The sequence below is a fragment of the Verrucomicrobiia bacterium genome, from assembly GCA_023953615.1.
Taxonomy (GTDB): Bacteria; Verrucomicrobiota; Verrucomicrobiia; order Limisphaerales; family JADLHS01; genus JADLHS01.
Window position 1 is genome coordinate 307532 of sequence record JAMLJH010000002.1, and the last position, 23821, is coordinate 331352.

At 58.6% G+C, this 23821-nt stretch carries 18 protein-coding genes; 10 read left to right on the top strand and 8 right to left on the bottom strand.

The window, feature by feature from the left end; all coding sequences use genetic code 11:
• The first annotated feature begins 11 nt into the window (after positions 1–11).
• From M9920_11475 to M9920_11490, 4 genes are all read left to right on the top strand, one after another.
• Entirely contained in the window at positions 12–1154 is a 1143-nt protein-coding gene (locus M9920_11475) for a Gfo/Idh/MocA family oxidoreductase (GenBank protein ID MCO5052910.1), read from the top strand.
• On the top strand, positions 1151–2017 hold the full coding sequence (locus M9920_11480) for a ThuA domain-containing protein (GenBank protein MCO5052911.1): 867 nt from the start codon (positions 1151–1153) through the stop codon (positions 2015–2017). The genes M9920_11475 and M9920_11480 overlap by 4 nt, the downstream gene beginning before the upstream one ends.
• A 235-nt stretch (positions 2018–2252) precedes the next feature.
• Positions 2253–2501, top strand: a complete 249-nt coding sequence (locus M9920_11485; GenBank protein MCO5052912.1) for a DUF433 domain-containing protein — start codon at positions 2253–2255, stop codon at positions 2499–2501.
• Positions 2498–2869 carry a DUF5615 family PIN-like protein gene (locus tag M9920_11490; protein MCO5052913.1) on the top strand — a complete coding sequence of 124 codons (372 nt, stop codon included), beginning with the start codon at positions 2498–2500 and terminating at the stop codon, positions 2867–2869. Before M9920_11485 ends, M9920_11490 begins: the two co-directional genes overlap by 4 nt.
• Positions 2870–2948: 79 nt before the next feature.
• On the opposite strand, the gene M9920_11495 is transcribed toward M9920_11490, so the two are convergent.
• From M9920_11495 to M9920_11505, 3 genes are read right to left on the bottom strand one after another with little or no spacing between them, the layout of a single operon-like run.
• Positions 2949–3950, bottom strand: a complete 1002-nt coding sequence (locus tag M9920_11495; GenBank protein ID MCO5052914.1) for a ThuA domain-containing protein — start codon at positions 3948–3950, stop codon at positions 2949–2951.
• Between the two features lie 51 nt (positions 3951–4001).
• Positions 4002–5882 (bottom strand): plastocyanin/azurin family copper-binding protein, encoded by a 1881-nt coding sequence (locus M9920_11500; protein ID MCO5052915.1) that lies wholly within the window; start codon positions 5880–5882, stop codon positions 4002–4004.
• A gap of 46 nt (positions 5883–5928) precedes the next feature.
• Positions 5929–8568, bottom strand: a complete 2640-nt coding sequence (locus M9920_11505; GenBank protein ID MCO5052916.1) for a GDSL-type esterase/lipase family protein — start codon at positions 8566–8568, stop codon at positions 5929–5931.
• A 160-nt stretch (positions 8569–8728) separates the two neighbouring features.
• Between M9920_11505 and M9920_11510 the strand changes: the two genes are divergently transcribed.
• The 6 genes from M9920_11510 (at position 8729) to M9920_11535 (ending at position 16736) form a co-directional block, all read left to right on the top strand.
• Positions 8729–11794: a dehydrogenase gene (locus M9920_11510; protein MCO5052917.1), complete on the top strand. Its 3066-nt coding sequence runs from the start codon at positions 8729–8731 to the stop codon at positions 11792–11794.
• Positions 11795–11934: 140 nt separating this feature from the next.
• Complete coding sequence (locus M9920_11515; GenBank protein MCO5052918.1) at positions 11935–12780, top strand: sugar phosphate isomerase/epimerase; 846 nt, start codon at positions 11935–11937, stop codon at positions 12778–12780.
• A gap of 18 nt (positions 12781–12798) precedes the next feature.
• A complete protein-coding gene (locus tag M9920_11520) occupies positions 12799–13878 on the top strand; it encodes a DUF1080 domain-containing protein (GenBank protein ID MCO5052919.1) in 1080 nt (359 codons plus the stop codon).
• A gap of 32 nt (positions 13879–13910) precedes the next feature.
• Positions 13911–14843, top strand: a complete 933-nt coding sequence (locus M9920_11525; GenBank protein MCO5052920.1) for a ThuA domain-containing protein — start codon at positions 13911–13913, stop codon at positions 14841–14843.
• A 164-nt stretch (positions 14844–15007) separates the two neighbouring features.
• Positions 15008–15385 (top strand): hypothetical protein, encoded by a 378-nt coding sequence (locus tag M9920_11530; protein ID MCO5052921.1) that lies wholly within the window; start codon positions 15008–15010, stop codon positions 15383–15385.
• A 235-nt stretch (positions 15386–15620) separates the two neighbouring features.
• Positions 15621–16736 (top strand): SGNH/GDSL hydrolase family protein, encoded by a 1116-nt coding sequence (locus tag M9920_11535; GenBank protein ID MCO5052922.1) that lies wholly within the window; start codon positions 15621–15623, stop codon positions 16734–16736.
• Here M9920_11535 and M9920_11540 read toward each other — a convergent pair.
• The 5 genes from M9920_11540 to M9920_11560 all read right to left on the bottom strand — a co-directional run bounded on the left by M9920_11540 (position 16720) and on the right by M9920_11560 (position 23810).
• Positions 16720–17328, bottom strand: a complete 609-nt coding sequence (locus tag M9920_11540) for a DUF1349 domain-containing protein (GenBank protein MCO5052923.1) — start codon at positions 17326–17328, stop codon at positions 16720–16722. The two genes, M9920_11535 and M9920_11540, sit on opposite strands and share 17 nt — an antisense overlap.
• 1104 nt (positions 17329–18432) lie before the next feature.
• Positions 18433–19521: a hypothetical protein gene (locus M9920_11545; GenBank protein ID MCO5052924.1), complete on the bottom strand. Its 1089-nt coding sequence runs from the start codon at positions 19519–19521 to the stop codon at positions 18433–18435.
• Positions 19522–19678: 157 nt separating this feature from the next.
• Positions 19679–21208, bottom strand: coding sequence for a hypothetical protein (locus tag M9920_11550; protein MCO5052925.1), 1530 nt, complete (start codon positions 21206–21208; stop codon positions 19679–19681).
• 10 nt (positions 21209–21218) lie between these two features.
• Positions 21219–22607, bottom strand: coding sequence for an ABC transporter permease (locus tag M9920_11555; protein MCO5052926.1), 1389 nt, complete (start codon positions 22605–22607; stop codon positions 21219–21221).
• A gap of 9 nt (positions 22608–22616) precedes the next feature.
• Positions 22617–23810 carry an ABC transporter ATP-binding protein gene (locus tag M9920_11560; GenBank protein MCO5052927.1) on the bottom strand — a complete coding sequence of 398 codons (1194 nt, stop codon included), beginning with the start codon at positions 23808–23810 and terminating at the stop codon, positions 22617–22619.
• Positions 23811–23821: the final 11 nt, after the last annotated feature.

Here is a 23821-nt window from a genome sequence, read left to right on the forward strand (position 1 = left end):
AGAAAAACTTTATGAAAGAACTACGCATTGGACTGATCGGCTGCGGCTTCATGGGCCGCGCTCACTCGAACGCTTATCGCAAGGTCAATAATTTCTTTGACCTGAAATACCGACCGGTGCTCGCCGCCGTGTGCGCGCGCAACCGGGCCAGCGCCAGCGCGTTCGCCGCGAAGTGGGGCTACGAATCGGTGGAGACGGATTGGAAACAACTGCTCAAGCGCAAGGATATTGATGCGGTGGATATCTGCACGCCGAACCAAACGCACGCGCCCATCGCCATCGCCGCCGCCAAGGCGGGAAAAATGGTTTTGTGTGAAAAACCGCTCTCGATGAACGGACCGGAAGGCGTCAAAATGGTCAAGGCGGTGGAACAGGCCAAAGTGCCCAACCTGGTTTGGTATAATTACCGGCGCGTACCGGCGGTGACGCTGGCCAAGCGCTTGATCGAAGAAGGTCGCCTCGGAAAAATTTTTCATTACCGGGCCAAATTTTTGCAGGATTGGACGATCAGTCCGGACCTGCCCCAAGGCGGCGCGGGGTTATGGCGCTTGGATGTGAAAGCCGCCGGCAGCGGCGTGACCGGTGATTTGCTCGCGCACTGCATTGACACGGCGCTGTGGCTGAACGGCGCGATGGATTCCGTCACCGCCATGACGGAGACGTTCATCAAAAAGCGGAAACACACGCTGTCCGGCAAAGTGGAGAAAGTGGGCATTGACGACGCTTGCGCGTTTCTGGCGCGTTTCAAGAATGGGTCGCTGGCGACGTTTGAATCCACTCGCTACGCGCGCGGGCATAAGGCGCTGTACACGTTTGAAATCAATGGCGAGAAAGCGTCCATCGCGTGGGATTTGCACGACCTGCATCGGCTCCAATACTTTGATCATCAAGATGAAGGAAAGTTGCGCGGCTGGCGTTCCATTCATGTGACTGATCACGGCGGCGAGCACCCGTACATGGACAAGTGGTGGGTGCCCGGTTTGCAGATTGGTTACGAGCACAGCTTCGTGCATCAGGTGGCGGATTTTCTCGAAGGTCTGGCCAGTAGAAAATCGGTCAGCCCCACGTTCCGCGATGCCTTGGAAACGCAAAACGTCTGCGATGCGGTGCTGAAGTCGGCCCGGACGCATCGTTGGGAAAAGGTCGCCAAATGAAAAACGCGCGTCGCGGGTTGCCCCGGTTGATCCTCGTCGGCACGCTGTGGTTCTGGGGTGGCGCGTTATCCGGCCGCGCCGCCGAACTCCCGAAGCCGTTGCGGGTGTTGTTGATCACGGGCGGCTGTTGCCATGATTACGAACATCAGAAAAACGTGCTCAAACAAGGCATCGAAGCGCGCGCCAACGCGGTGGTGGATCAGGTTCACACCAGTGACGGCAGCACCAAGCCGCCGTTGCCCATTCTCGGCAATCCAAATTACGCGCACGGTTACGATGTGGTCATTCACGATGAATGTGGCGCGGACCTTTCCGATCCGAAATTGGTTGAGGCCGTGCTGCAGCCGCATCGCGACGGTGTGCCTGGAGTCAATCTGCACTGCGCCATGCACTCGTATCGCATCGGCAATCCCAATGATCCGGTCACCTTGGGCACGCCGCATGGGTTGTGGTTTGAATACCTCGGTCTGCAATCCAGCGGGCATAGTCCGCAACTTCCCATCACCATCAACTACGTGGATGCCAAACATCCGACGACCATCGGGCTGAGTGGCTGGACCACGATTGGCGAGGAGCTATACAACAACATTCACATCTTCGCCGCCACGCAGGCGCTCGCGCGTGGCCGGCAGATTACCCAGCAGAAGGACGGGAGCCTGAAAACCAATGACACCGTCGTGGTGTGGACCAATGAATACGGTCCAAAGCGGGCGCGCGTGTTTAGCACCACCATTGGCCACAACACGGAAACGGTGGCCGATGCGCGTTATCTGGATTTGGTGACGCGCGGGGTGCTTTGGGCCACCGACCATTTGCAATCGGATGGCACACCCGCTGCCGGATACGGTCCGAAAGGGAAGTAGGTCGCGCTACTTTTTTCACTCCAAATCGGGCGGGGTGGGACGATATTTGCCGGCGTAATTTACGTAATCACTTGCCGGGATTTTGATTTCGACACCAGTGATCTGATCGGCTGAGGTCAAGGCGTTGATGGATCAGGAATCAGGCTGATTTGAATTATTCGTCGCCACCGTAACGACGCGCGGGAGGAGTGGCCAAGTAGAAGCGCCTCTGGTAGATTAAACCCGTATGAAAAACCTGCCGCGAGAGGAATTACTCAAGCGCATCTGGATTGATCCGCAACGATGCGGCGGCAGACCGTGCATTCGTGGACATCGTATCTGGGTCTCGCTGATCCTTGATTTGCTGGCTTCCGGCAGTACCGTCGCGGAAGTCTTGGCGGATTATCCAGGGCTGGTGGAAGCGGATGTTCTCGCCTGCATCGCGTACGGTTCGGAAATGGCGCGGGAACGCTACGTGGACATTCCGTTGGAAACGCGCGCGTGAAACTCAAGCTGGATGAGAATCTCAATCAGCGGGGCCTCGCGTTGCTGGTTGCTGCTGGTCACGATGTTTCCACAGTTGCGCGGCAACAAATGCAGGCCGCATTGGACGCTGAGATAATTGAAGCGTGCCGTCTGGAAAGCCGGGCGTTGGTCACATTGGATTTGGATTTCGCGAACCCGCTTCGATTTCGCCCCAGCTTGTATCCCGGCATCGTGGTGCTGCGTCTGCCGAAGAAAGCCGCTGCCGATGATTTGCTTTCCGCCCTCCGCACTTTGGCTGAGGGATTGAAGGGGGCTCCGTTGACCGGAAAGTTGTGGATCGTCGAAATCGGTCGGATTCGAGAGTTCGACGAGGAGACTTTGCCCTGAGCTCGACGTCGGCGTCGAGTCTTCCGGATGCTCTTTCACGGATGCTTGGAACGTATCCGGGCGGCAGCAGTTGCTTGGGTCACTCCAAATCCGCCGGCTTCACGCCGCGCTTGAATTTGCCAAAACCGAACGGTGTGGGTTGAAATTCACCCACGTAATCCACGACCGTTGCCGCCGGAATGGCATCGCCCAAACCCACCGCCCAATAGCAGGCGTTCACCAGCAGACGCCGCAGACCCGCACTCTGCAAATCGGTGGCAGCTCCCATCGTGGTGGTGACTACTTTCGATGTCTGGCCGTTATCCCAAGAGTAATTCCGCACCCAAACGAGTGGCATCATGGGATCGTTCTTGGCGCCTGCCAATGGCGGGTCCGTGGGGCGCATGCCTTGAAGCACTTGTCCCCAGACCAGCACCGAGGCGTCCCGGGGTAGATGCGCAATTTCATAAACATCGGTCGGCCCCCAAATGTCCGTCACCCCGCGTAAAATCGGATGCGTCCGGAATGCCGGGTTGATGACTCCGCGCGTGCTTTGCTTGCCGTGTTCGCCGTGGTGGTTCACCCAGGTGTCGCCCAGCACTTGCCGACCAAACCCACCCGGCCAGTCTTGGTTTTGCCAGTCGTATTTTGCGTAAGGGCTGCTGGGGTTGCGCGAGTAGGCAAACGAATGGGTGGCCGTGCGCAGTCCAATAATGGGTTTGCCGCGCTGCAAGTAATCCACGAAATGCTTCATATCCGCGTCGGGCAATTCGCGAAAGCGCCATTGCAGCACGCATAGGTCCGCGTTATCAAGCGTCGCCATGCCGGGGATGTTGGTTTGGTTGTTCGGATCAATCGTGCCATCGGCGGGGTTGATGGCGAACAACACGGTGCAAGTGAAGCCATGACGCGTGGCCAGAATCTTGGCCAGCATTGGCAATCCTTCCTCCGAACGGTACTCCTCGTCGCCACTCAAAAACACGATGCGTTTGCCCAGCCCCGGTCCCTCGGTGCCCGAGTAAGTCACTCCCGGCTGCGCCCTGGCGACGTTGCCAATCAGTCCCAAGCTTAGTGTAACGGCCAATCGTGTTGTGAAATTCATGCGCGATTCAAAGTGTTGGATGTGATGGCGCATCAGGCAAGCGCAAAGGCGTCAAGGCTGATGTGAATGTTCGGCGGACGCGCCCCCCGCCTTGATGAAGGCCAGCAGGTCCAGAATGTCTTCGGCGGAACTTTGGTTGAGCAGGCCAACGGGCATCAGTGAGGAGCGCTGCGGTTGCTGCGTTTTGATTTGGGCTTTGGCAAAGGTATGAGTCAGCGCGGCGGATGCGCCCGCTTGCACGGTCAGCGATTGGCCATCGTCCTTGACGATCAAACCCGAAATCTCCTCGCCATCCGCGAGTTCAAAATCAAACGCGCGATACGCGTTGCTGATGACCAGCGAGGGTTCGAGGATTTGCTGCAACACCGCCCGGGGATCATTTTGGAACTGCGCAAAAACCGAAGTTAAGTCCGGGCCGAACGTCGCGCCTTCGTTGCCAATCCGATGACAGGAAGCGCACGAGAGTTGCGTGAATAATTCCTGGCCGCGCCGCCAATCGCGTCCCGAGTTCAGTTTTGTCAGTGCGGGCGTCAGTTCCTCGATTTTCCATTCGGTCATCTGGGGCGTCTTTTGGGCCGCGTGACTGGCCAGATAAGCTTCCACATCCTGAACCACCGCCAGCGTGCCGTTCATGCGTCGCCAATGTCCGGGGAACGTGCAAACAAAATGGTAGTCGCCCGGGGCGTCCGGAGCGGTGAAACTCAATCGCGCCTGCTGACCGAATTCAACCAGCTTGGTGGCGTGCAGCACCTGGGGCGAATTGGGCACGTAAAGCCGTCCCTGCGCGTCAGGCGTCGGCGGCAGACGTTCCGCCGCGCTCCCGATCGCTTCCAACGCCTCCGGCTGCGTGATGACGAGGTTGTGCGGCATCGCGTCGTCATTGATCAACACCAACTCGACTGGTTTGCCCACCGCCACGACGATGAGCGATTGATCGTAGAGCATCTGTTCCGGAATCGTGCGAATGACGAAAACACTCACGCCCAGCGAGCGCAGCGTCCTGCCAAAAGTCGCCGCCGTTTCGGTCGGCAGTAACGCCGTCAGGTCGGTGGCGAATTGAAAGGCGCTCAACGCTTCCGGCCCGGTGCGTTGTTCGACGGGCACGGTTTGGAGATACGCCACGAGACTGGTCACCAGCGGCTCCAGTTGGTCGCGCGACCAGAAGGAGCGCGGAATTTTTTGCAACGCAGCAATGGCTGTGGCGCGCTCGGTGCCCGCACGAACCAAGTCCGCCAGCGTGTTGAAAACTTCGGCTTCCGAGCCGGGCAGGGTGACGCTGCTGCTGATGGCGGCGCGCCGGACTTCGTCGGATGTCGCCGCCTGCAAGAGCGCGGCCAATTGCGGGTGGAACGCCGCGCGTTGATTGGGATCACGCAGCAATGCGATGCCCGACACCAGGTCGGCGAATTGCCCCGGGTGAGCAGACGTCTGTTGCCAGGTGGGGCCGCCAGCGCCTTCGATGGTGAGCAGAGCGGCGTAGGCCAGTTGCCGGGTGAAAGGCAGCTTTGCGGACTGGGCCAACTGAGCCAGAGTTGCGGATTTGGCTTTAAGCGCATCGGCATCCGATTGCAGCAACAAGGGCGCGAGATCGTGCAACACCGGTTCGGCGGTCGCGCCTTTGGTATCCAACTCGGTCAGACCGGCGAGCAGCTCGGTGAGCGCATCCGTTTGACGCAGCTTTGCCAGGCCGTTGAGTGCTTCCACGCGGTATTTCCGGGCCAGGCCAGCACGTTGCAACAAGGCTACGTAAACGAATTCGCTACGTGGGGCGGCGGTCAGTTCCTGGTTGGAAAGGCGTCCCAAGACATAAGCGGCGGCCACCGGACTTTTCGGCAGGAAGAAGGGTTTGGCGGGGGAAGGCTCGTCCGCTTGAGCGAGCCAAAGACCGCCGCCCAATACCCCGCAGATAATCCAAAGCCGCGCGTAACTCATCCTCTGCAATTGGTTTTCCGATCCGCTTTTTGCCGCGCGTTCAACATTATTTCAAATACGGATCGAGCGCCTTCATGGTTTCATCGAGGCAATACTTGATGTAGTAATCCGGTTGGCTGGGGTCCGCTTCCTTATCCAAAGCGAGCAACGCCACTTCCGCCGCGTGGGCGGTTGGAAAGAAACTGCACGCGCGCACCGCTTCCAGACGCACTCGCGGGTTTTCGTCCTGCGCTTGAGCCGCGAGCAAATCGAGCGGATTTTCGACGCGATCCCGCCAGTAGCAAAGCACCCGCGTGGCGGCGGCGCGCGCATGATAATCCGGCGAACGCAACAGTTGGCGGAGCAAATCCTGGTTCACGACATTATGCCACTGATGCACCCAGAGCGCTTCGGTCAGGTGGTGTTGATAATCCTGGTCTTGCGGGTCCAATCCAGCGATCCAGGGCGGCAGCGCGGCCATCACTTGGGCGCGGTTGTGTTTGCCCAGTTCGATCTTGGCGCGCAGACGCAACCCATCCTCCGGTGACTTCAGCAGATCCAGAAGTTTGGCGATGGGCTGGCCATCCACGGGGGGCGGTTGCAACAACGGGCGACCTTCATAAGTGATGCGGTAAATGCGACCGTGTGTTTTATCGCGATGCGGGTCGCGGATGTGATGTTGCATGTGGCCGATCAAAGGTTTGGCCCAATCGAGGAAATAAATTGATCCGTCCGGCGCCACGCCGACCCCCGAGGGGCGGAAATTTGGATCGTCGGATTTGACCAGGTCTTCGATGGTCTCGCCCTTCAAGCCGGCGCCGGCTTCAGTGACTTTGACGCGGAAGATGCCCTGGAAACCAATCACGTTGCAGTTGAGAAAATTCCCCTGGAATTCAGCAGGAAAATGTCGGCTCGAAAGCAGTCCGGTGCCGGCGCAAGGTCGCGAGGGGCGCTGCCAGAATTCTTTGATTTCGCGGTGCTTGGCCGGGTAATCGAGATGCCCGCTGATGGCCGGTCCAAAATAACTGTTGTTTCCGGTGGCGTCGGTGATGATGTCGTTGCCCCAATAATCAAACACGCGACCGTGCGGGTTGAGAAAGGCGTAGGGCGCGTAACGCTCAAACTTGCCGGGGCGCGGCTCGAACCGATAGACGCAACCATCGTTGTTGCGCACCGGGCCGGTTGCGGTTTCCACTTGCGTGCGATGGAACACGCCGTCGCTGAGATAAGTGGCGCCGCCCGGATCCAGCACCATGGAATTGGCGGTATGATGCGAGTCCGCCGAATCCATGCCCATCAACACCCGCTCCTTCCAATCCGCACGATCGTCGCCGTCGGTGTCGCGCACAAACCACAGATCCGGCGCCTGCATGACCAGCACGCCGTCGCGATAAAATTGAAAACCGGTCGGGCAATTCAATCCGTCCAGAAAGACTTTCACGCGGTCCGCTTTGCCGTCGCCATCGGTATCCTCAAAAATGAGCAGTTTATCGGCAACGGTATCCGTGGGCCGCCGCTCCGGATAACTGGGCCAGGCCGCCACCCAAAGCCGTCCCTTGGTGTCGAACGCCATCTGCACCGGACTCGCCAATTCGGGAAACATCTCCTCACTGGCAAAGAGATTGACGCGGCAGCCTTTCGCCACCGTCATGTGTTTGATGGCCGCTTCGCCACTCACAAACGGAGCGATATCGGGTTTGTTGGATTGAAAAGTGGCAACGGGCGGCAGGTTGGAATCGTCCACAGTCAGGTCTCCGCCGCGCGCCACCGCCCAGATGCGGCGGTCGCGATTGGCCGTTTTCACGTCGCGCTGGGTCATCTCTTCCTGCATGACTTCGTAATTGGTGATTTTGTCCGAATCCTTGCCGGCGCGGGGAAAACTCAGTTGTGAACGACCGCCGTAAACATTGTAACCATCCACCGTGCGATAGCGCGCGTGCCATTCCGCGTTTTTATCGAGCACGGCGCCGCGAAGTTTTTCAAGTGATTGCGTGGACGGTTTTTCGCCAAACACCGTCTGAAAAATCGCCGTTGCCAGTTGCTGGTTTCCCGCTTCGGTCAGCATGAACGTGTTAAAGGTCAGTGATTGTCCGCGTTCGGCGGCTTCCGCATAGAGTCGCTGTGATATTTCAAAGAGGTTTATGAAGCGCACTTGATGCGCCTGGGCCACCTCGGCCATCGCGGCGGTGTAAGCGCGCAGGCGTTCGTTGTTCGCCGTGGGGTCCGGCTGGTCGGGGTCCGCCAGCTTTTCGCAGGCGATGGGGGAAAAGAGGACGAGTTGCGGCGCGCCTTTGCCGCTGTAATCGGTGGCGCGAGTGTGTTTGATGAACTGGGTCAGGTCGTCGCGAAATTTGGCCAATCCCGCGTCGCCCTTGAAGGATTCATTAAAGCCGTAGAAAGCCAGCACCACGTCCGCCTGAACGCGCCGCAACCATTCATCGCGCGAGCCAAAATTTTCCGAGCGATGCCAGGTGGCGACCTCATCGCCCGCGGCGGCGAGGTTGCGGCAAACGAAATCGTGCTGTGGATATTTCGCGTAAAGCAGCGTCTCCAACCAACCATCGAACTGCATTCGATCCGCCAGCGCATTGCCGACCACCGCCAGATGAGCGCCCGGCGGCAAATCCGACGGTGCGGCTTGAACCGACGCCGTGAGCGCGGCCAAGCAGGCCAGCCCGCCGCCAGCCAACGATAAAAGCTTCTTCATAACGGCAGGGTTCAGGAACTATCCGGTCAGCGCAAGTCGGAAGAATTCAGTCCGCCGCAAAATCGAAGCGCACCCGGCGGTGGGCCGGCGTTGCGCTTGCCCGGATCGTCCGGCACGCAGGGATTTTGACTTTCTCCGCCAAATTCGTTAATTCCCCACCATGCGAATTGTTTCCCGAAACCAGGCGTTCAAGTTGATGCTCTGTTGGGCGCTGATGATTTTGCCAGGCTGGTTCTGGCCGGTGCGCGCGGAAGAGCCGTTGCCGCAAGTGGAACGATTGCGAACCAGTCCGGTCCTGCGGCAGCTCCAGCCCAACCCCACGGATCGGCCGCCCGTTACCGGACCGGAACAAACCGTCGCGCAAATGTACGTGCCCGAGGGATTCAAGGTGGAACTGGTGGCCGCCGAGCCGGATCTGCATCAACCGGTCGCTTTCACCTGGGACGAGCGCGGGCGCATTTGGGTGATTGAAGCGTATAGTTATCCCACCAAACGCCCGGCGGGGCAGGGACTGGATAAAGTGGTCATTTTTTCGGATGCGGATGGCGATGGGAAATTTGAAACCCGTCAGGTCTTTGCCGAGGGGTTGAATCTCGCGAGCGCACTTGCGGTGGGTTACGGCGGCGTCTGGATTGGCGCGGCGCCCGAGCTGTTGTTTATTCCCGACCGAAATCATGATGATCAACCCGATGGTCCGCCGGAGGTGTTACTGGATGGCTTCGGTTTCCAAGACACGCACGAGACGATGAATAGTTTTCTGTGGGGGCCGGACGGCTGGCTTTACGGCAATCAAGGGGTGTTCAACACCGCGCGTATCGGCAAACCCGGAGTGCCGCAGGAGCAACGACCGGAACTCCGCGCCGGCGTGTGGCGCTATCACCCCGTGCGACACACATTCGAAATTTTCGCGTCTGGTGGCAGCAACCCGTGGGGCTTGGATTACGACGAGCACGGTCAACTTTTCATGACGCACTGCCGCAGTTATTGGGGGCGCGGACCGACGACGCACGTCATGCAAGGCGGGCAGTTTTGGAATCAGGTCAATGGCAATTACGCGCCGTTCATTGTGGCCAATCCTCCAGAGGGCTTTCCTCAATTTCGCAATTACCTGCTGGCTTCGGCGCGTTACGGCCACGGCGCGGGCGGCGCGGGCAAACCGGGTAGCGACGCGATTTACGGTGGTCACGCGCACGTTGGGACATTGATTTACCAGGGCGACAACTGGCCGGATGAATATCGCGGCCACCTGTTCACGCACAACCTCGGCGGTCACCAAATCAACCAGCAGATCAATCAACCACTCGGCTCGGGCTTCGACACCGTGCATGCCGGTCAGGATATTTTCTTCTGCACCGATCCGAAGTATGTGGCGGTGGATTTGCAAACCGGCCCCGATGGCGCGGTGTATTCCATTGATTGGTATGATCAGCAGCATTGTCACAATCCCAACACGGAGCAATGGGATCGCAGCAATGGCCGACTCTACCGCCTGCAATGGCAGCCAACCTATCGCCCGGTGAAAGTAAATCTGGCCGTCAAATCGGATGCGGAATTGATCGCTTTGTTGAAACACAAAAATCAGTGGTACGGTCGCATGGCGCGGCGCTTGTTACACGAGCGCGCCGGCAACGGCACGTTGGCGAGCGACACGGGGGAAGCCTTGCGCGCCGCGGTTGCGAACGGAACGACGACGGGAGCGCGGTTGAGCGCGCTTTGGGCGCTGCATCTCACCGGCGGATTGACGGAGGCCGATCAACAGCGGGGGTTGCACGATGCCGATCCCTACTTGCGCAGTTGGACGATTCAACTCGCTGCTGAAGGTCGGAATCCAGACGCGTCGTTCCAGACGACGTGCGTGCAACTGGCCCGGCAGGACCCTTCGCCCATCGTGCGCCGCCATCTGGCTTCAGCCATCGCGCGGATGCCGGACGCCACCGCCTGGCGTCTGGCGGAAGCGCTCGCCCAACACGACGAAGACCAGAAGGATCGCAACCTGCCGTTTCTGCTCTGGCATAATCTCGCGCCGCTTTGCGCGGCGGATTTTGCATCCGGACTCGAGCTGGCCCGCCACAGCGCTCTCCCGCAACTGGCCGACTGGATTTATTGGTACACGGCCACGCTGGAAGGTGACGCGCTCAATCGCGTGGTGGCCGAATTGGCCGATTTGCAGGGCGACGCCTTGCGCCGTCGTCTGGCGGGACTGTGGCTGGCGCTTGAACCTCGCGCGAATGTGCCCATGCCGGCGGCGTGGCCGGCGATTGCGCCCAAACTTTACGCGAGTTCCGAGGCGCGGGTCCGGCGCGAAGCCGAGCGCTTGGCCGCCGCGTTTGGCGATCGCACGGTTTTTCCGGAGCTGCGCAAAACGCTGGCGGATTCCAAAGCCAACCAAGTCGCGCGGCAACATGCTTTCGCTTTGTTGAGTCGCGCCGCCGATCGGGAAACGCTCCCGGTTTTGCTCCGATTGTTGGACGATGATGGCTTTCGGACGCAGACGATCCACTTGCTGGCGCGGTTCGATGCGCCGGAAATTCCCACGGAATTGATCGCCCGGTTCGACGCTTTCAAACCGGCGGATCAGGTCGCGGCGCTAAGTGCTTTAACGGGTCGCGCGAGGTTTGCGGTGTCGCTGCTGGACGCGGTGGCGGCGAGGAAAATCGCGCGCGACCGGTTGGGCGCGTTTCAAATCCGCCAGTTGACTGATCTGCATGACGCGGAGGTGGATCGTCGCGTCGCCGCCACCTGGGGGCGAATTCAACAATCTCCGGCGGAGCAGCAGGCGAAAATTGCGCAATTGGAGAAGACCTTTAATGAAGCGCCGTTGTGGGCGTACGATGGCAACGCTGGGCGCAAACATTTCCAGGCCCTTTGCGCGAGCTGTCATCAGCTCGGTAAAGACGGCACGCAGCTCGGACCGGAATTAACCGGCGCGGGCAAGCTCGGAGTGCGTTATTACCTCGAGAACATCATTGATCCGGATGCGGTGATCGGGACGGATTTTCAGGCGACATTGATTGAGACGAAAAGCAACGATCTCATTACTGGGCTGATTCGCGCCGAAACTTCCAGCGCCGTCACTTTGCGAACGATCACGGGGGAGACGGTGCTCCCGAAAATGGACATCGCGAAACGCACGTTGAGCCAAAAATCGCTGATGCCCGAGGGCCTGCTTGACAGCTTGAGCGATCGGGAACAGATCGAGTTGCTGAAATATCTGGTTTCCCACTGACGCGGCAATCCCTCCCGCCGCCCGCGGCGCGGCAACTTTGAAGCGCAGGGCCACCAGCCGGAAGCTGACGAGGGGTTGCGCGCGCGAAAAATTGCTTTTGTCGGTCCGGCCACTTGGTTAGTGTGTCACAAAAATTCGTCATGAAGTTCGGCATCAACACCTTCCTGTTCACGTCACCGTTCACCACCGCCAGCACCCGCTGGTTCAAATCGTTCAAGCGATGGGGGTTTGATTCGGTGGAAATTCCGATTGAAGACCCGGTGCATATTGATCCGGTGCGCGTGAAGCGCGAGCTGGATCGGCACGGGCTGATCTGCGGCTCGGTGTGTGTGGCCATGAGTCCGGATCGGGATTTGCGCGGCAACGCCAAACAGCAAAAGACCGGCATGACCTACATGAAGCGGTTGCTGGATCAGATGGTGGTGCTGGATTGTCCTTCGCTCATCGGTCCGGTTTATTCCGCCGTGGGCCGCGCCGACGCGGTGCCTCCGGTGGAATACCGCCGGCAGTGGGCCACCGTGGTGAGGAACTTGAAGGAGCTGTGTGCTTACGCGGAAAAACGCGGCCGCCAAATTTGCTTTGAGCCGTTGAACCGCTTTGAAACCGACTTCATCAACACCTGCGATCAAGGCTTGAAACTGATTCAAGCGGTGGGCAGTCCGGTGCTGAAGCTGCATCTCGACACGTTCCACATGAACGTCGAGGAGAAATTTCAGGCTCGAGCCATTCGCCGGGCGGGCAAACACCTGGGGCATTTCCACGCCTGCGGCAGTGATCGCGGCACTCCGGGCAACGACCATCTGGACTGGCCCTCCATCGCCAAAGCGCTCAAGGACATTCGCTATCAAGGCAACGTCACCATCGAATCCTTCACCACCGAGGTAAAGGTGATTGCGCGGGCGGCGGCCATCTGGCGGCAAATTGAGCCGACCCGGGATGAAATTGCCGTCAAAGGACTGGCCTTTTTGAAGCGAACTCTCAAATAAATCGTCGGTTAAACACTTATGAAAATATCCTGGTTTTATTCACTGGCACTGGGCGCGCTCTTAACCGTGCCGGTCCTGGCGGCGGATGGGTTCACGCCCATCTTTAACGGCAACAATCTGGACGGCTGGGAGGGCGATCCGAAACTGTGGTCGGCGCGCGATGGCGTCATCGTGGGCCGAACGACGGCGGAAAATCCACTCAAGGCGAACACCTTCCTGATCTGGACCAATGGCGAAGTCGCGGATTTTGAGCTGCGTTGTTCATTCCGGATTACCCCGAACAATAACGAAGGTTTCGCCAATTCGGGCATCCAGTACCGAAGCAAAATTTTGAATCGCACCGGCTGGGTCGTGGGCGGCTACCAGGCGGACATGGAAGCGGGGCCGAATTACACCGGCATTCTTTACGACGAACAAGGCGGCGCGGGAAATCGTGGCATCATGGCGTTGCGCGGAGAAAAGGTGGTTTGGGACGCTGACGGTAAAAAACAAGTCACCGGCTCGCTCGGTGACTCGGCGGAAATTCAAGCCGCCATCAAACCCGGCGCCTGGAATGACTACACGATCATTGCCCGAGGCAATCACCTGCAACATTTCGTCAATGGCCGCCTGACAGTGGATGTAACCGATAATTGCGCCGATAAAGCGCTACATTCCGGCGTGGTGGCGTTGCAATTGCACGCGGGCAGCCCCATGACGGTCGAGTTCAAGGACCTGCGGATCAAATCGCTGACGGATGATTTGGCGACCTTGAGCGGCACCTGGATTGTGACCGACGTGAAGGCGGACGACGTGGGGACGCTTAAGGACGATTTTGAAAAACTCACCATCACCATCAAGGGCAAGCAATATACGACTGAAAAATACGGCCAGGGCGATGTCGGCACGATTGCCTTGGACGCCAGTCAGACGCCGAAGCGGTTGGATATTTACCCCGACACCGGCCCGGGCGCTGGACGGTTGATCCCGGCGATTTATGAGTTGAGCGGTGAGAATCTGCGCATCCGTTTCTCGACGCAGGATGGCGCGGGTCGGCCCGCCAATTTCAGCGGAAGCCCGGATTTTGGTGAAGCGATCATTACGTGCCGACGGAAATAGATCAGGCAGCCTCCACGCGAAAAGAAAAGCGCATGAAAAAAATCATTGTGGGGTTGGCGATGCTGGGTTTGCTGGCGGGAGTCGGTTCGCAGGCCGCGGAGAAAAAAATCGTGTTCATTGCCGGCACGCCCAGCCACGGCCCGGGCGAGCACGAGCATCGGGCGGGTTGCCTGTTGTTTCAAACGTGCTTGCAAAACACTCCCGGCATTACTTCCGTGGTGTATTCCAACGGTTGGCCCGCCGATCCGAAAGCGTTTGAAAACGCGGCCACGATTGTGGTGTATGCGGATGGCGGCGGCGGCCACCCGCTGCTCCAGGGAGACCACCTGAAAATCATTGGGGCTTTGATGGATCAGGGCGTCGGGCTGGTTTGTCTGCACTATGCGACCGAACCCACCCTCGAGAAAGGCGAGCGGGAATTTCTCGAATGGATCGGTGGTGCGTTCGAGATCAATTGGTCGGTGAATCCGCACTGGGACGCGCATTTCAAATCGCTGCCGGAGCATCCGGTGGCTCGAGGGGTAAAGCCCTTTCACATTGTGGACGAGTGGTATTTTAACCTGCGTTTTCGTGATCAGATGCAAGGCGTCACCCCGCTGTTGAGCGCGGTGCCCGATGGCAGCACGACCAATCGCAACGACGGCCCGCACGAGGGTAATCCCGCCATGCGCGCCAAGGTGGCGCGGGGCGAGATTCAACACGTCGCCTGGGCGGCGGAACGACCTGGCGGCGGCCGCGGCTTTGGTTTGACCGGTGGACATTTCCACAAGAACTGGGGTAACGACGACATGCGCAAATTGGTTTTGAACGCCATCCTCTGGACGGCGCACGTGGATGTTCCGGCGGATGGATTCCAAAGTCGGGTTACGCCCGACCAATTGGCCGCCAATCTGGATTACAAAGGGCCGCGCCGACCTCCGGCACAACCCCGCGCCCCGGGCGCGCCCGCTCCGGCCCGACGGTAGCCCGGCAACCGAAACGGCCGAAGTTTCCCGTAGCCAGTGCGCCCGGGATAAATTGCCGCTGGCGTTGCGGGGACGCGGCTCCAGCAAGGGCGCTGGGGCGCGAGTTTTCCAGGTCGAAATCCACCTTTACAAAGGCGCGGGCGTCATGTCAGGCTAACACCGTTATGTGGAAGAAAACATTGCTCCTGCTACCCGCGCTGATTTTAGTGGCGGGCTGCGCTGCGGTCAGCACCAACATTTCGGCGCAACGGCAACCGCGCAATCCCACTGATCTCTATCCGGTGGAGGTGAAATTTACTTCGGAACAACAATCCCTGCGCTGGGACAGCATTCAAGCGACAGCCATTGTGGGCAAGGAAACCTTTCCCATGCGCCGGACGCATCTGATGAGTGATCGCTGGGAAGTGCTGATTCCCGTGCCGGCGGGGGTGAGTTCGGTTCGTTACCACTACAAGTTCGATTACTTGTATAATGGTTTTGGCGGGCCGCGAAAAGGCAGCGCCTCTTCCAAGACCTACACGTTGCAGATCGTGGATCAATAATTGAGGTCGAGTTGGTTTTCACCCGGGCGTCCTTTGCTGGACGCCCGTTTTGTTTTTCATGCGCGAGGGTCAGGTGGCGATAAGGTTTTTCTGCCGATCAACACGGATTCAAGGTTGCCGCCGCTCAACAAGTGCCTTTGAATAGTGCGCGATGACTCGAAACACTTCTCACCTAAACCAACCAAATCTCTCCACTTGGAGGTTGGGATTGTTTGGCTTCCTTATGGCGGGCTGGATGGTTGTTGCTTTTCCGGCGACCGCTCAAACGACTGAAACGCAATCCGGCCCGGTGTGGTTTGACGCTCGCGAGCTGACCGTTGAAGGCAAAGGCTGGACTGAGACCAAGGATTTTTATGATCGGCTGCCCGCTAAAGCCGGGAAGTTGGTGCGCGCTCCAGTATGGAGTTTGAGCCACGATTCCGCCGGATTGCGAGTCCGCTTTGTCACGGACGCCACAACGGTGTCCGCCCGTTGGACGTTGCGGAAGGAATCACTGGCGATGTCGCACATGGCGGCCACCGGAGTCAGCGGTTTGGATTTGTATCTCAAGGCCGACGGCCAATGGCATTGGATCGGGACCGGTCGCCCCGATCAGTCGCCAACGAATGAAAAGCCGCTCGTCAGCGGACTGACCGCCGAGCTGCGGGAGTTTGCGCTCTATTTGCCGCTCTACAACGGCGTCAAGGAAGTGCGGATCGGCGTCAATCCCGGAGCGCAATTGCGCGCCGCCGCTCCCGCCACGGCCAAGCCGATTGTCTTTTACGGCACTTCCATCACCCAGGGCGGTTGCGCGTCGCGCTCCGGCATGGCGTATCCGGCGATTCTGGGTCGGCAACTGGATTGGCCCACGATCAATCTGGGTTTCTCCGGCAACGGACGCAGCGAACCGGAATTGGCCACTTTGCTGGCGGAACTGGAGCCGGCGGTTTACGTGCTCGACGCCTTGCCCAACATGAGCCCGGAAATGGTGGCGACGCGGTTGGAGACGTTTGTCCAAACGCTGCGTCAGGCCCATCCCCGCACGCCCATCTTGCTCCTGGAAAGCATTGATTATCCGGCGGGAAAATTTGTGGCGGCAACGCGCGATCTGATCGCCGCCAAGAACGCCGAGTTGAAACGGGTTTATCAACGCTTGAAAAAAGCCGGGGTCAAGCAGTTGACTTATGTTTCCGCCGCCCGGTTGATCGGCACGGACGGATTGGGCACGGTGGATGGAGTGCATCCCACGGACCTGGGCTTTCTGCGCATGGCCGAGGGATTACAACCGGACCTGCGGCGCGCCCTTAAATTAACGCGTTGGAACGCGTCGAAGCCATCAGCGGCGTTGCTCGGGGTCAGTCGCGGCGAATGATGAAATCGCGGAAGCGCGCCCAATGCGCGGTGGTTTCCGTGCCTTGATAAACTTGCAGGCTGATCTGGGGTGCGCCGTGGCGGGGCAGGGTGCATTGACCCGCCTTGCGCCAATGCGTTTCATCCCCGAGCCGATAGTCGCCGCGAATGGAATTATCCCTGACCGTCAGACGTAATTGCACGCGATTGGCGGAGCTGGGCAGCAGCGCCACGGTTTGCGCGCGGTCCCGCTCCTCGCGCCCCATCACGATGCACAATTTTTCGTCCACCAATTCGAGTCCCAATTTGACCATGTGGCTGTCGTCATAATACCAGGCGAGGTTGGCCTGTTCGTATTGGTTGGTCGGATGATTCTCCACGACCACGGAGATTTCCAGGGCGGCGTTCGTCGGCAGCGTGATCGGGCGCACGAGCACGTTGTGCGCATCATTGGGCGGCCCCCAAAGATTGCCGGGGCGTGGACGAATTTCCAATCCATTGGTGCTGACGCGCCAATTCGCCGCGTCTTCCCGCACCCAGGACCAGCCTTGTCCTAACTGGTTTTTGAACTCATCGCGGAACAGCTCCTCCGCACCAGTGGTTATCTGGGGCACAAAAAGCGAAAGTACAATCACACAAAGGCTCACCACGGTTTTCATCACCGAACGATTCAATCCACAATCGCCAACTTGGCAAGCGCAAAGCGACCGGGATTCTTAAGCGTCCAGCGAATATCGCTATCCCTGCTTTCAGCCGCGCAAATAGCAAAAGGCGTTATTATCGTCTTTTAGGGCATTTTAAGTATTTCTGTAGCCGCCGACCTGACGCAGCGGCCTGCCAACCTCAAGCCAAGCGTTGGGGTCAAACGGGCGACCGCCCTTGGTTCGGAACGAGTACCGGCGCGACCGCGTCTTGGACTGCGGCAGTCTTCTGCCGCTTTCCGGTTGCGTACTGATGATTCCACAGCGGCAGCGGACTGCCGCAGTCCAAAACCTCGCGGACAGCGACACAACTCTCCATCTGGACCCCACCTTCATTGGGTTGCACTCGTTCGGTTCCATGGCTACAACTTTAATTAAACCGCTATAGGTTTTCTGAAAATAGCCGTGTGCGGTATTTTCACCGCCGAAAATTACCGATGCCCAGCCCATCAAACATCCCAGGCAAGAAAGTGTCGCAAGGCGGCTAGCTGCCATGCACATTCGTCACGCTCGTGCGTTGGCTGGCGGAATTATACGCATACGCGTAGGAGCTAGAAGTTGGGAGCTGGAAGATGAAATGTTCGTAAGTCGGTTCACAAAATCGTAGCCTTTGGTCGTGGTCATCACGGTGGTGCCGTTCGTGGCGAAAACAATCTGTTCCACCAGCAAACAACTGCAAAACTCAATTCTTTCAGTAGCCAATATCAAGAACCCCTTTCTATTTTTTTCTTGGCATCACTCATGCCTTGGTTGGCGCGCGAGTTCATTTTTAAGCTACGTTGTCGTAATCGCCCTCACAATTCTGAGGCTTATTCCACACACTAGAGCGATAGCCCATATCGCACTAATCACCACTCCACCCCAAAACCATCGAGGCTCTGTGGCTCGGTCAAACCGAGCAAAACCGACATAGACCCTTCCTCTCCGTTTCGCCAAAAATAGATTCCAAATGACAAAACCCAATGCTCCGAGCAAAACCAAGTTGATAACGTGCGGATTTGTGATTGGCTTCATGCGCTACTCATTGCAGGTTTCCAAACACTTTTTGCAGTGTTTTTCGTAACAGTCCCAAAAGCCCAGAGATGCTTCAACCACTTGAAACACCCCCAAGAGCCACAGCGCGCCCGTGTTGTTATTGAACAACATTTCTCCGCGGAAATAATCCCCCTGGCGCGTCGTCGGCGTGTAGAGCGCAAGATTGTCCTGGCTCCACAAGCTCACCGTGGCCGTGTTGGTCGCCGTACCCAGCACGTTCACAAAGCCCGGCACGGTGCGGCTGGTGTATTGGTTCAAGATGTTGGGTGAATACGTGGCTTGGCGCCCATCCCGCGTGGTGGTCTGCCGGTTGCCAATGTCGTCAAACGCATAATCAAACTGCTGCCCGGCGACGGGTGTGCCATCGCTCCAATACTTCCTCCCGCTCGTCACCTGCCCCATGCTGTCATAGCCATACACCCAATAGCTGCCGTCCAGGTTCGTCACGCTCGTGCGCTGGCTGGCGGTGTTGTATCGGTAATCAAATTGGGACAGGGTGGCACCTGTCCCTCCCAACGACACGGTGTTCGTGAGGCGGTTCACAAAATCATAGCCTTTGGTCGTGGTCATCACGGTGGTGCCGTTCCTGGCGAAAACAATCTGTTCCACCAACGAAGAATTATCAAGGTAATCATACGTGGCGCTATGCGTGCCGTCACCCACCGTCAGCAGGCGGGAAGCATCGCCATAACTGTAACCGTGGTTGAACCGCAGAGCCGCCGAGACGCGGAGACCGGAACTGTCGCGCCGAAGCAACGCATCGTAATGATTCGTCACGATCACGCCATTGAGCGGGCCGCCGGCGTAGGCTTCCTGTAAGAGATTGCCCGCATTATCCAGCCGCTTGGTCAGACTGGTCGCGCCGGAGAGGATGTTGGTCAACCGCCCGCGCCGGTCGTAGCTATTGGTCACGTCGGGGGTGCTGTCGGAATAGTTCACCACCCACAATTCCCCGGCATTGTTATTCGTGTAGTAAGTCGTGATGCCCCGCGCCCAAGCGCGGGATTTCAAGCGGCCTTTGTGTCTGCGCCCCTGCCGCGTGAGCACCCGCTCCGAACCAATGACGATCATCAGTTTGATGCCGGTGCTTGATTTGAAGTTGGGAGGTCCGCCGTCTCACGGCTGCGACTGCGGGAATACTTAAACCGCTTTAGCTGGTGACAGGAATCGGCGCCAATGGTTCTTCGTTGGCAGGCTTTCAATGCGGCGCGGATGCCGTCGCAACGGGCTACCGCGAGGTGGCCGTTGGCGCGTTGGTTGTGGTTGTGGAGGAGGCTTCCGGCTTTTCAGTGGGCGGCGGTTCGGGGGGCAGATTCAACGCGGCGCGAAGCGCGGCGCGCATCTCGTAGGGCCAGATTTCATTTTTGGGGTCCAAGACGGCCTGCAACGCTTCTTTTTCCATCTCTTCATCCGAAGGCAAACCAATGGCGTCAATGCGGCCCTGACCGCCACCAATTTTCTTCATGTAGGTGGCGCGGAGAATTCGCGCCAGATGCCGCAGCCCTTCGTAGCGTTGTTGGTTGCCCAGGATCAACTCCCGATAGCTCATGATGGTCTGACCAAGAATGGCGGCGCGGACGCGGTCGCGGGAAGTCTCGCTGACGTCCTCCGCGATACGATCCAGCGCGAACTCTTCCAGGGTGATTTTACCGGGCAGGGAATCAGGGCGATCCGCGATGAGCGGTTTATCCGGATATTTTTGGCCGAGGTAGCGGTACCATTTCAAGGCCTCCGGAATGCGATCGTTCTCGTAAAGGAAATAGGCGGCGTTGATGAGCAGATTGCGATGCGCGCTCTCGATGTTGTTGCGCATGTTGGGTTCATCCGCCATCGCCTGTTCATAGGCATCACTGACTTTTTGCACAATGTCGAGGTTGGGCAGCGTGTCAAACGTCTTGGTGAACGGGTCCGCGAGCAACCGGCCGCGTTGGAAGCTCAACTGCATGGATTGGTAGATGACGCGCCGCAACTGGATCAAGTCCTCCGGTTTCACTTTGGTGGGATGTTCCCGAGCTTTCTCGAGTCCGAGCGCGGCCCAATAAATCGCGTGTGTTTCCGGCAACCGCCATTCCAACGGCCCGTATTTTTCGTTCACCTGTTCCATGAACTCCGGGTCCATCTTGAACCGGTTGGTCAGGATTCCCAGCCGTTGAAATTCCTCGGGCGTTTGCGGATGGAGCAGTTCGTTCAGATTCGGTTCGCCCTTGCCGAAGACTTCGGACATTTCCTTGAGCCACTCGTTTTTGTAATAGACGTTCGCGTCATCGAGGTTCGCGCCCATCTTGTGCTGGAAGTGCCAGGCCAGTTCGCGATACAGCAGGACGTCGTTGGGATTATACTTCAACCCTTCGTCGCGCAGCAGTTCAATGCCGCGTTCCACCCAGCGCCAGCGGTCGGGGTAATCCTTGAACTTCACCGAGATGTTGTAGGACATGTTCCAGGCCTGGAACACCCAGACCGCGCTGAAGTGCGGTTCGAGCTTGGTGATCCAATCCGACAGTTGCGCCATCTCGAAAAACTTGTCGTCCTCCTGCAATTCTGAGGCGCGAATCCAGAGGAAGTTGGCGATCAAACCGCGGAAACCTCCCAGGGCCACCGTGGTGAAGGCGAGCAACGGCGGCGCGTTCTCCAACGGCGTGACGCGCGTCAGCCCCAGACTTTCCCGGTCGCGATTCAACTGCCGCTGCGTAAAGGTCGCGCCGAGCAACATGACGGCGGCCAGCAGCAGGAGCAGGATTTTTTTCGCGCGGGAATTCATGGGAATGACGTCACGATTGCGGTTGCGCCGTGGCCAGTTCGCGTCGCGTAAAGGCCCAGATGCCCAGCGCCGCCAGGATTCCGCCCAGGACGAGAATGATCTGCACCACCGCGCGGAATAGTTCCAGCCAGGTGATGCTCCGACCCGCGCTCAATTGGTCAATGGGCGAAAAGCCCTTGGCGAGGTTGATGATGGTTAAAACGCCTTTGAAGACCGGGATGACGACGGGATCCAGCGGCGAGCCGCGTTCACCCGTTTCCTGGTTGTAGGTCATAAACGTGCCTTCCGTGACCGCGTTCTTCAATGTGCTCGAGGAAAAAACCACCACCAAGGCGGCACAGGATGCGAAGGCGGCCACCGGGAAGGAGAGGAAGCTCGCCATCGCCAGTCCCAGCGCCGCGAGCAATGCCATCCAGCAAAAGATGATGCCCAAACCGCGCGCAAAGTTCAGGGCAAAACTGCCATCCCGATATAAAACCTCAATTCCATCCGTGGTGGTGAACAACAGCGCCAGGTCGTTGGGGTTGACAACGGTCACGGTCAGGATGCCGTCTTGATCATATAAATCCGGTGGAATCTCAAACTCGTGGAAGGTGTCCGGCGCGAGGCTCATGGCTGCCTCGGTTTGCCAGAGGTGCGTTTCCTGCGGCACGCCCACCTGCCAGAGCACCGGAAAGGTTTGCGATGTATTTTGATCGGACGTGTTGAATTTGATCCGCAAATACAGCGGTTGGCCGTGCAGAAAGTTTTTGGCGTAACCGAGATCAATTTTCCAGCTCTGCTGATAACCCGGCGGAACGTTTTGTATGAAGCTCAACAAGTTTTGTCGGATTTGCTCGCGTAATTGCGCCACTTCCGCCGTGGTCAGGTGCGGATTCTTTTCGCGCGCGGCGTGGAGTTGCCGGTCGGTTTCCTGCGCGATTTCAGATGCCAACGAAGGCGGTCGTGCCGAAGCGCGGGCCACCAACACCTCGTTGCGCAGTTTTTGTTGTTCCGCCGCCGGCAGGTGCGCGGCCCGCCATTGCAGAATTACAAAGACGCTCAATCCGGAGATGAGCAACAAGGCGGCGTTCAAGGACATCAGCCCGATCCATTTGCCGAGCCAGATTTGCCAGCGCCCGATGGGTTTCACCACCACCATTTGCATCTGACATTCCTCGATGTCCCGCGCCAGCGTGCCGCACGCCAGCCAGAGCGTCGAAAGCCCGAGCAGCCCGGTGATGCTGCTCAGCGTGTAGGTGAGTAAAATCTGCGTGAACCCGCGCGCCGTGCCGTCGTCCTTGATCAACAGCGGCAAGCCCACCACCGCCGCGAGCAGCAGCAGGGCCAGCACCAAAAACAGTCGGAAGCGGAAGGCGGCCTTCCACGTCAACACCGCGATGGTCCAAATCTGTTTCACGCTGCTCAATCAGGGTTGCCTGCCATCCTTCTTTCCCAGCAACGAGGAAAGCTTCGCATCGGCTTGCGACAGGTCAGCCGGGTTTTCCTCCGCAATTTTCGGGGCGGGTGAGGAGCGGGTGGATTCGGTCCTGGTCAGCGATTCCAGTTTCTTTTCGTCCACGGTCGGTTGGGCCGGTGACGATAATTCCGGCGCGGCAACGGGCGGCGTCGGCAGCGTCAATTTCTCCAGCAACTTGTCGGAGGTCGGTGCGGTCTCGGCGCCGGCCCGCAGGTATTCCGCCACGCGCGCGCCGGATTGCGCGCCGCTGGTCTGTTGGTCCGCCTGCTTCGCCTGTTCCACCACTTCGAGAAAGTAACTCTCCAAATTTTGCGTCGGATTATCCACCCGCACTTCGCCCGAGCCGATGTCTTTGCGGATGATTTCCAGCACGCGCTCCATCGTCGGTCGCGGCAGCACGGGCGTGGTGATGCGCAACGTGTCCGGCTTGGCGAGTAATTCCTGCAACGTGCCGAGCGCCTGAATCTTGCCCCCGTAATAAATGACCACGCGATCGCAGACATCTTCCACGTCCGAGAGCAGGTGACTGCTGAGAATGACCGTCTTGCCGCGCTTGGCGAGGGCGATGATCAAATCCTTGATCTCGCGACAGCCGATGGGATCGAGGCCCGCCGTGGGTTCATCGAGAATGACCAGGTCAGGATCATTGATGAGCGCCTGTGCCAGACCGATGCGCCGTTGCATGCCCTTGGAAAATTCGCCCACCGCCCGGGTGCGGGTCTGGTTCAAGCCGACCATTTCCAGCAATTGCTCGGCGCGTTTATCGCGGTCGCCCTTATCGAGGTGGAACAGGTTGCCGAAGAAATCCAGCGTCTCGCGCGAATCCAGATAGCGATAGAGATAGGATTCCTCGGGCAGATAACCAATGCGCGCCTTGGTTTGCACGTGCCGCGGAGATTCGCCGAAAACGGCGATGTGTCCCTTGGTCGGATAAAGCAAACCGAGCAGCATTTTGACAGTGGTGGATTTCCCCGAGCCGTTCGGTCCGAGCAACCCAAACACCTCGCCGCGTTTCACGTCGAAATCCACGTTATCCACCGCGCGCGCCTTGGGTCGTCCCCAAAAGTCCTTGAAAACCTTGGTCAGACCGCGCACCGAGACGACCACGTCGGCGGATTGGGGATTGGGTTCAATGGCAGTCATGCAAATTTATT